Below are 8,383 nucleotides of genomic sequence, written 5' to 3'. Positions count from 1 at the left end.
TTGAATTCTTCCGGGTAACGTTTGCTGCTCATAACACCTCCTTGTTGCCTCAAGTTTAAGGCTTAAAGGTGTCTAGCTGGAACGGGGCGATTCAGAACGTATTAATAACATGGGCCACGAGGGTACTACCGGAAAAATCGACGCCAGCCTCATCACTATCGGTGTCGTGTACAGATTCAAGATTCTGTAAGACTGTAAATAGGTTCAAAAAAAGCTGGCGAATGATTTCGCCCGCTTTTTTATTTGACCGGCGCTCCTTTGTCTGCGAAGTGGCGGGCCGCTGGCTGTTGTTATAAGTAGATGAGTTTTCCCAAGTGGGCTGCTAGTTCCTTTTGGGTGGCCTTGGTGTAGTCCTTGTCCAGGCTTTCACTGATCAGGCTATGTACCTGGGTGCTGAAAGTGTTGTTGAGCAGGCCGCGGAAATGGGGCTCGGCGACCACGATTAGGCGCTGATACTGGTTGCCGGTGCGGCCTTGCTCGATATGGTGCGCGATTTCACGGGCGAAAATTTCGTGCTCGTGCTGCTTCGGGTAGGTGGTTGGCTGGTGGGCACCGTGGCCGTTTCCTGCGCTTTGCATGTGTCCGGATCGGTCGGTTACCAGGTCCGAGTTCTTTTTTCTGCTGTCGGGATGGTCGAAGGCGGCGACCTTTTCCAGCCCCTTGCTGATTCCCGTGTTGGCGTAGAGTTGTGCTTCACTGGCGTTTGCGACAAGAATCCAAGTGGTAGTCATATTGCCCTCTTTGAGTGGATGAACAAGACCAATTTTAAGCGTACCACCTTATCCCATTGAGTCAAGGTATGGCTTGATCTTACTCAAGCATTGCTTTCTTGGCAGCTTCGCGGAAGCCTTCCATGCTGATGTCTGCGGGGCGAAGAATGAGGGCCTCGTCGAACTGGGCATAATGCTTTGCAGTGGATTTGTTGTAGGCGGGGTCGTAGTGTTTTACGAGTAGTTCCCCGACCAGTTCGTCCCAGGCCAGTCCGGTGGAAAGCGCCTGCCATTTCTGAATTACGCCCTTGCCGTGTATTCCGGTCAGGTGATCCAGCTTTTGACAAAGAGCTTCAGGATTCTCGAGGAAATGGACGTATTCCTCCTTGAGCAGTGCGATGCGTTGTTCTTGTGCCATTTCGACACGGACGCACTGACCACGTTGCCACATTTCCTCCAGCAAGGCATCGGGCGCCCGAATATTGCCGATTTTTTTGCTTTCCGCTTCCACATAAACCGGTTGGTCAGGGTCGAATTTCTGTAGCGCTTCCCAGAGTCGGCTTTCGAACAGCTTTTGTGGAGGCTGATCAGCGTCTGGCAGGTTACCCAGGATCGAGCCGCGATGGGCGGCGAGTCCTTCCAGATCCAGCACCTGCGCGCCCAATTCATCCAGCGCGGCCAGCAGGCGACTTTTTCCGGAACCGGTAGGCCCGCAGATGACCCGGTAGCGGAAACGACCGGGCAGGGTTTGCAGCGTTGACAGCACCATGGTGCGGTAGGCTTTGTAACCGCCTTTCAACTGCTGGGCGCGCCAGCCGATCTGGTTCAGAATGTGCGTCATCGCGCCGCTACGGCTACCGCCGCGCCAACAGTAGACCAGGGGCCGCCAGTTTTTCGTCTTGTCGGAAAAATGCTGCTCCACATGGTCGGCGATGTTGCGCGCAACCAGCGCCGCGCCGATTTTTTTGGCATCGAAGGCTGAAGTCTGTTTGTAAATAGTGCCGACCCGTGCGCGCTCCTCGTCATTCAGCACCGGAAAATTTACGGCTCCCGGGATATGGTCCTCACGGAATTCGGAGGGTGAGCGTACATCGATGATGTCGTCAAACTGGGCCAACTGTGCTAGGGTTAAGCCCTCGGCTGCAAGGGTGTTATGCCCGCGATCATTGCTTGTGAAATTCATTGGATATCAAGAGAAATTTAAAGGTCTAAAAATTATAATATGAATATCAAGTTAACAGAGTTCTCGCATGGTGGGGGCTGCGGCTGCAAAATTTCTCCGGCAGTTTTGAGCGAAATTCTCTCTACCATGCCAACGCGCGCGATTTTTCCAGATTTGCTGGTCGGGATCGAATCCAGCGACGATGCCGCAGTTTACCGCTTGAATGCGGCGCAGGCGATTGTTGCGACAACCGATTTCTTCATGCCGATCGTGGACGACCCATTCGATTTTGGACGCATTGCCGCCACTAATGCAATTTCCGATATATACGCCATGGGAGCCCAGCCGATTATGGCGCTCGCCATCGTCGGCATGCCGGTCGGCAAGCTGCCGGTCGAGGTGATCCGTGAAATCCTCAAGGGTGGTGAATCGGTGTGTGCGGCAGCAGGTATTCCAATCGGGGGCGGCCATTCGATTGATTCCTCGGAACCGATTTATGGGCTGGTGGCACTCGGCATTGTCCACCCCGATCGGGTCAAGCGTAACGACAGGGCCCAGGCGGGCGATGCGCTGATTCTTGGGAAAGGTCTCGGTATTGGTATCATGAGCGCGGCGCTGAAGAAAAGCGAGCTGTCAGAGGAGGGTTATCAGCAGATGATAGCCAGCGCCACCCAGCTCAACACGCCGGGGTCGGTGCTGGCTGCCATGCCGGGCGTGCATGGGTTGACCGACGTCACCGGTTTTGGATTACTGGGCCATCTGCTGGAGATCTGCCACGGTTCCAAACTGGCTGCCGAGGTCGAATTCGATCGTTTGCCCTTGCTCCCTGCAGCGCTGAACCTGGCAAAACAGGGTTATGCGCCAGGTGCAGCTGCGCGCAACTGGGCGAGCTATGGACACGAGGTGGCCTTGCCGGAAGCCATGCCAGAATGGCAGAGAAATTTGCTGAGCGATCCGCAAACCAGCGGCGGTTTGCTGGTAGCCTGCGCCCAGGAAGAGGTGGAAAACGTGCTGGAGATATTCAACCAGCAGGGTTTCGGCTACGCAAGTGTGATCGGTTCACTGTGTGCTGGAAAGCCTTGTATATCAGTAAAGTAATTATTAAACAGATGGGTATTAACTATTGTTAATGTTAATTCTAGATAATCAAGCGGGTGGATCATGGTTAAATTGCTGATTATTGAGGATGATGAGGCTGCAGCGGGTTCTCTGAAACGCGGGCTGGCGGAAGCCGGCTACGCCGTCGAACTGGCCCATGACGGCGAGCGTGGCTTGCAGCAGGCTCAGGCCGGGGATCACGACCTGTGGGTGATCGATATCATGTTGCCCGGACGCGATGGGCTGTCGGTTCTGAAGGCGTTGCGGGATCAGGGTAGACGTACTCCAGCTCTGATCCTGAGCGCACTCGGCAAGGTGGACGACCGGGTGGAAGGCTTGCGTGTCGGTGGCGATGATTATGTGGTCAAGCCTTACGCTTTTGACGAATTGCTGGCGCGGATCGAGGCGCTGCTGCGACGTGTGCGCAGCTTTGGCAGTGGTCCGGAAACCATGCTGGAACTTGCTGATCTTAAAATGGACTTGCTCAGTCGCAGTGTGACCCGCGGTGGCCAGGAAATCGATCTGCAGCCGCGCGAATTTCGCTTGCTGGAATACCTGATGCGTCACGCTGGTCAGGTGGTGACGCGCACCATGCTGCTGGAAAATGTCTGGGAATATTTCTTCGATCCTCAGACTAATGTCGTGGATGTCCACATCAGCCGGCTGCGTCAGAAAATCGACAAATCCTTTGCTACTCCCCTGCTGCACACAGTGCGGGGACGGGGCTATATCTTGCGTCCGGAAGCATAAGTGTTCGGGGTGTGGCTTTCATTGGTTCTTCTGCTGTGCCTGCTTGGTGGGGTTGCCGGTTTTTGGTGGCTACAACGTCGGCGGCAGCAGCAGAAAGAGGCCTTGCTGCGTCGCCAACTGGTTTCGGTGACTCAAAGCTCCCGACAGACGGGTGACAATATCGCTCACGATTTAAGAACGCCGTTGACGCGCTTGCGCGCTGATGTTGAAGATGCATTGCGACATGACGATAGCGAGATGCATCGTGCAACTCTTGAAAGAGTGCTCGACGAAATCCAGAACATGCAGAATATTGTCAATGCCTTGCTTGCTCTCAGCCAAGCCGAGGCGGGTGTCATGCGGGTGAGAAAAAAGACCGTGGACCTGTCCGGGCTGTTGGAAGAGCTCATTGAACTATACATACCTTCTGCCGAAGAACGGCAGCTCACTCTGCAAGGCAGGATTGCCCCAAATCTTAACATCGAAGCCGACCGCCAGTTATTGGCACGGATTTTCGCCAACCTGTTCGACAATGAGCTCAAGTACGTTCCAGCCGGCGGTACCATCCTGCTGACAGCACTCGCCAGTGGACCACATGTGGAAATCCGGGTGGAGGATGATGGCCCGGGTATTCCGGTTGAAATGCGTGACAAGATCTTCGAGCGCTTTGCCCGTCTTGATCCAAGTCGAACACTGTCTGGTGGATCTGGGCTGGGACTCTCCCTGGTCAAGGCTTTCGCGCAGCTGCTTCAAGGCGAAGTGCGCGTAGTGGAAAGCAGTTTGGGTGGGGCGGCATTTATCCTGACTTTGCCAGCATCGGCTGCAGAAGTTTCCAAACCCTCTCCATGATCAGTGGTTGCGCAGCTGTAGTGGGATGCAGGCCATCAGCCTGAAATAGTTCCGGATTGTCGGCAACTCCTTCAAGCAGGAATGGGAGTAGAGGGATTTTATGACGCTGCGCCGCCTGCTGGTAAATAGACTGGAACTTGGCACCGTAGGCATTGCCATAGTTGGGAGGAAGCCGCATCCCGATCAGCAGTACACGGGCTTTGCTGTTGCGACAGGCAGTAATGATGGCGTTAAGGTTGGATGCGGCGGCATCAAGCGGCAGTCCGCGTAACCCGTCGTTCGCTCCCAGTTCCAGGATTACCAACGCTGGCCGGTGCTCGGCCAAAACCTGTTCGATTCTGTAACGGCCGCCGCTCGTAGTTTCACCGCTGATGCTGGCGTTGATCACTCGAAAGCCGGGCTTTTTCTGGTGTATCCGCTGCTCGAGGAGAGACACCCAGCCGCTGTTGGCAGGAATGCCGTAGGAAGCGGAAAGGCTGTCGCCGAATACCAGAACGACTGGCGCGGATTGTGTGGCTTGGGCAGCGACACCCCAGAACAGGAAACAGACAATCAGCAGCAGGCGTATAAACATGAACGCATCCCATCAAAATTTTATTGTGCAGGCAATTGCGCTAACCAAGCAAGTGACAAGCGAGGGGGCGCCGCTGATCATCCTCGATCAGCTCGATTTCTCGGCATCGCCGGGCGAATCGGTTGCCGTGCTGGGTGCTTCCGGTTCGGGAAAATCCACCCTGCTCGGCTTGCTGGCGGGTCTGGATGTGCCAACCGGCGGCAAGGTCCTGCTTGATGGCACCGATCTGTTTGCACTCGATGAGGATGGGCGTGCGGCCTTGCGCGGACGCCTGGTCGGCTTCGTGTTCCAGTCGTTTCAACTCCTGCCGGCGCTGACTGCGCTGGAAAACGTGATGTTGCCACTGGAGCTTGCCGGGGTGAATGGCGCTCGCGTTGAAGCGAGTTCTGCTCTGGAGCGGGTAGGGCTGGCGCAGAGGGCTTCCCACTACCCGCGCCAGCTCTCGGGCGGCGAGCAGCAGCGCGTGGCAATTGCCCGTGCCTTTTCTGTCAATCCCCGCCTGTTGCTGGCCGACGAGCCGACTGGCAACCTCGACAGCGCGACGGGTGAGCGCATCATCGATCTGCTTTTTAAGTTAAACCAGGAACACGGCACCACGCTGATCCTGGTGACCCACGACGAGCGGCTGGCACAACGCTGCCATCGGCGTTTGCACCTTGATCGAGGTGTTCTCGTCCAGGAACAGGCATGAACAGCTTTGCCCTCTCTCTGCGTATGCTGCGCCGCGAGTGGCGTGCCGGGGAACTGCGCGTGCTGGCAGCTGCACTGGTGATTGCCGTAGCCAGCGTCACATCGGTCGGGTTTTTTACCGACCGGGTCGGACGGGCGCTGGCGCAGCAGGCGAATATGCTGTTAGGCGCAGATCTAGTGCTGATCTCGGACCATCCGCTGGATGCGGGTTTTGAGCGTGAGGCGTTGCGGCGTGGTCTGCGCACGGCTCATACCCTGAGTTTTCCCAGCATGGTGCTGCATGGGGAGCGCGCCCAACTGGCGGAAATCAAGGCGGTGAGCCGCAATTATCCGCTACGCGGGCAGCTGCGAGTGACGCAGCAGCCCTACGCCCCGGATCGCGCCAGCAGCGAGATTCCTGAAGTGGGTACGGCATGGCTGGACGAGCGCCTGTTTAAACAGCTGGATGCGGGGCCCGGCGCAGACCTGGAAGTGGGGACAAGTCATCTGGCCATGTCTGCCGTCCTGACTCAGGAGCCGGATCGTGCCGGCGTCCTGTTTAATATTGCGCCGCGCCTGCTGATGAATATTCAGGATATCCCGGCAACCGGGCTGATCCAGGAAGGCAGCCGCGTCAGCTATCGTCTGCTGGTTGCAGGAGAGGTCGGCACGGTTGAACTTTTCCGCACCTGGGCTACGGCAGGGCTGAAGCGCGGTGAGCGTCTGGAAGGCGTGTCGGACGCGCGCCCGGAAATCCGCGCTGCGCTGGCGCGGGCAGAGCGTTTTCTCGGCCTGGCTGCGCTCACCAGCATTATTCTGGCAGCGGTGGCGGTGGTCATGGCGACACGCAGATTCATGGCCCGCCATCTCGACAACTGTGCCGTGATGCGCTGCCTGGGTGCCCAGCAGCGGCTGATTTTCCGTCTTTACCTGATCCAGTTTCTTCTGCTCGGCATACTGTCCAGCCTGATCGGCTGTCTGCTCGGTTATCTCGGGCAGATGGTGCTGGCGCAACGCTTGGGCAGTATGGTTGCTGCCGAGCTGCCTCTGCCGTCAATGCTGCCCGCTGTGCAAGGGGTTCTGACCGGCATGGTGACGCTGTTGGGGTTTTCACTGCCTTTCCTGCAGCAGCTGAAACATGTTCCCGCCCTGCGCGTGTTGCGCCACGAACTCGGCCCTCCCGGACGCTTCGGCTTGATCGGCTTCGCCCTCGGGCTTGCCGGTATTTCCGGGCTGGTGCTGTGGCAGGCGGGGGATGCCAAGCTGGGCGGCTATGTGCTGGCGGGCATGGGCGCAGCCATCCTGGTTGCCGCACTGCTGGCGCTGTTGCTGATCAGGACATTGTCCGGGATGCGTCGCCAGGCTGCCGCTTCATGGCGTTATGGGCTGGCCAACATTGCACGGCGGGCGGGTGGAAGCGTGGCGCAGGTGAGTGCCTTCAGCCTGGGAATGCTGATGTTGCTGCTGCTGACCGTAGTGCGCGGCGATCTGATGCAAAGCTGGCAATCCACACTGCCTGCCGAGGCACCCAACCGTTTCGTTATCAACATTCAGCCCGATCAGGTTGAGTTGCTACGAGGTTTTTTCCATGGCCGCCACATCCCTCCGCCGGCGCTTTACCCTATGGTGCGTGGCCGGTTGCTGGCTGTCAACGGCAAGCCGGTAGCCACCGGGGAATATGCCGATCAGCGCGCGCAACGGCTGCTTGAGCGGGAATTCAACCTTTCCTGGTCGGATCGCCTGCCTGATGACAATCAGCTTGTCGCCGGGAAATGGTGGGCCAGGGAAGATCATGGCGCGGCTCAACTGTCAGTCGAAGAGGGGATAGCCAGTACGCTCGGCATCAAGCTGGGCGATCAACTGACCTACGGTGTCGGTGGCGCGACTTTCAGCGCACGGGTGGCGAGTCTGCGTAAGGTCAACTGGGATTCGTTTCGCGTCAATTTCTTCGTGGTCGCCTCACCCGGTGTACTGGAAAAATTTCCCGCCAGCTATATCACCAGCCTTCATTTGCCTGATGCGCAGGGTAGCCTGCTCGACGAAATGGTCAAGGCGTTTCCGAATCTTACGGTGATCGACGTGGCCGCCGTAATGAACGAAGTGCGCACCATCATGGATCGGGTCGCCGGCGCGGTCGAGTTCGTTTTCCTGTTTACCTGGCTGATGGGCTTCACGGTACTGTATGCCGCGATTGCCGCTACCCGTGACGAGCGGGTATACGAAACCGCGATATTGCGCACTCTGGGAGCGAGCAGGCGGCAGTTGCTGGCTGGCCTGTTTGCCGAGTTTGCCGGGATCGGCATGCTGGCTGGGCTGGTCGCCGCGCTCGGCGCGAGCGGAACGAGCTACTTCCTGAGCACCCGAATCCTGGCGTTGCCCTATGTGTTCAATTTCTGGCTGCTGCCGGTGGGGATGCTGGCCGGAGCCGCCGCTATCGGCGTTGCCGGCGTCGCCGGTTGTTACAGCGTGCTGAATCAGCCCCCTTTGCAGACGATCAGGGATAACAGCTAGCAATTCTTTACTATTTTCGTCGGAAATTCTATTATCGGTTTAAGTTAGCTCTCATCCGCAAAGTTTGATCAAGGGGAAGGC

8 protein-coding genes are annotated in these 8,383 nt (G+C 57.5%); 5 read left to right on the top strand and 3 right to left on the bottom strand.

From position 1 onward, the window contains the following. Positions 1 to 290: 290 nt before the first annotated feature. On the bottom strand, positions 291 to 731 hold the full coding sequence (locus tag SCT_RS13620; protein ID WP_059423996.1) for a host attachment protein: 441 nt from the start codon (positions 729 to 731) through the stop codon (positions 291 to 293). A gap of 79 nt (positions 732 to 810) precedes the next feature. After that, on the bottom strand, positions 811 to 1,893 hold the full coding sequence (gene mnmH, locus SCT_RS13615) for a tRNA 2-selenouridine(34) synthase MnmH (RefSeq protein WP_059423994.1): 1,083 nt from the start codon (positions 1,891 to 1,893) through the stop codon (positions 811 to 813). Between the two features lie 39 nt (positions 1,894 to 1,932). Between mnmH and selD the strand changes: the two genes are divergently transcribed. From selD to SCT_RS13600, 3 genes are all read left to right on the top strand, one after another. Beyond that, the gene (gene selD, locus SCT_RS13610) at positions 1,933 to 2,970 is read left to right on the top strand and encodes a selenide, water dikinase SelD (protein WP_059423992.1); all 1,038 of its coding nucleotides are present in this window, start codon (positions 1,933 to 1,935) and stop codon (positions 2,968 to 2,970) included. A gap of 63 nt (positions 2,971 to 3,033) precedes the next feature. Beyond that, a complete protein-coding gene (locus SCT_RS13605; protein ID WP_059423990.1) occupies positions 3,034 to 3,720 on the top strand; it encodes a response regulator transcription factor in 687 nt (228 codons plus the stop codon). Then, a complete protein-coding gene (locus SCT_RS13600) occupies positions 3,721 to 4,548 on the top strand; it encodes a sensor histidine kinase KdpD (RefSeq protein WP_059423984.1) in 828 nt (275 codons plus the stop codon). Here SCT_RS13600 and SCT_RS13595 read toward each other — a convergent pair. Beyond that, the gene (locus SCT_RS13595; protein WP_059423982.1) at positions 4,496 to 5,122 is read right to left on the bottom strand and encodes an arylesterase; all 627 of its coding nucleotides are present in this window, start codon (positions 5,120 to 5,122) and stop codon (positions 4,496 to 4,498) included. The two genes, SCT_RS13600 and SCT_RS13595, sit on opposite strands and share 53 nt — an antisense overlap. Between SCT_RS13595 and SCT_RS13590 the strand changes: the two genes are divergently transcribed. Together SCT_RS13590 and SCT_RS13585 are read left to right on the top strand one after the other, a co-directional pair. Further along, positions 5,121 to 5,813 carry an ABC transporter ATP-binding protein gene (locus tag SCT_RS13590; protein WP_059423980.1) on the top strand — a complete coding sequence of 231 codons (693 nt, stop codon included), beginning with the start codon at positions 5,121 to 5,123 and terminating at the stop codon, positions 5,811 to 5,813. The genes SCT_RS13595 and SCT_RS13590 overlap by 2 nt on opposite strands. Further along, positions 5,810 to 8,302, top strand: a complete 2,493-nt coding sequence (locus tag SCT_RS13585) for an ABC transporter permease (protein WP_059423978.1) — start codon at positions 5,810 to 5,812, stop codon at positions 8,300 to 8,302. The genes SCT_RS13590 and SCT_RS13585 overlap by 4 nt, the downstream gene beginning before the upstream one ends. Positions 8,303 to 8,383: the final 81 nt, after the last annotated feature.

It is taken from the genome of Sulfuricella sp. T08 (assembly GCF_000971475.1).
Lineage (GTDB): Bacteria > Pseudomonadota > Gammaproteobacteria > Burkholderiales > Sulfuricellaceae > Sulfuricella.
Note: the sequence above shows the minus strand (reverse complement) of the source record. Positions and strands in the feature narration are given on the sequence as shown.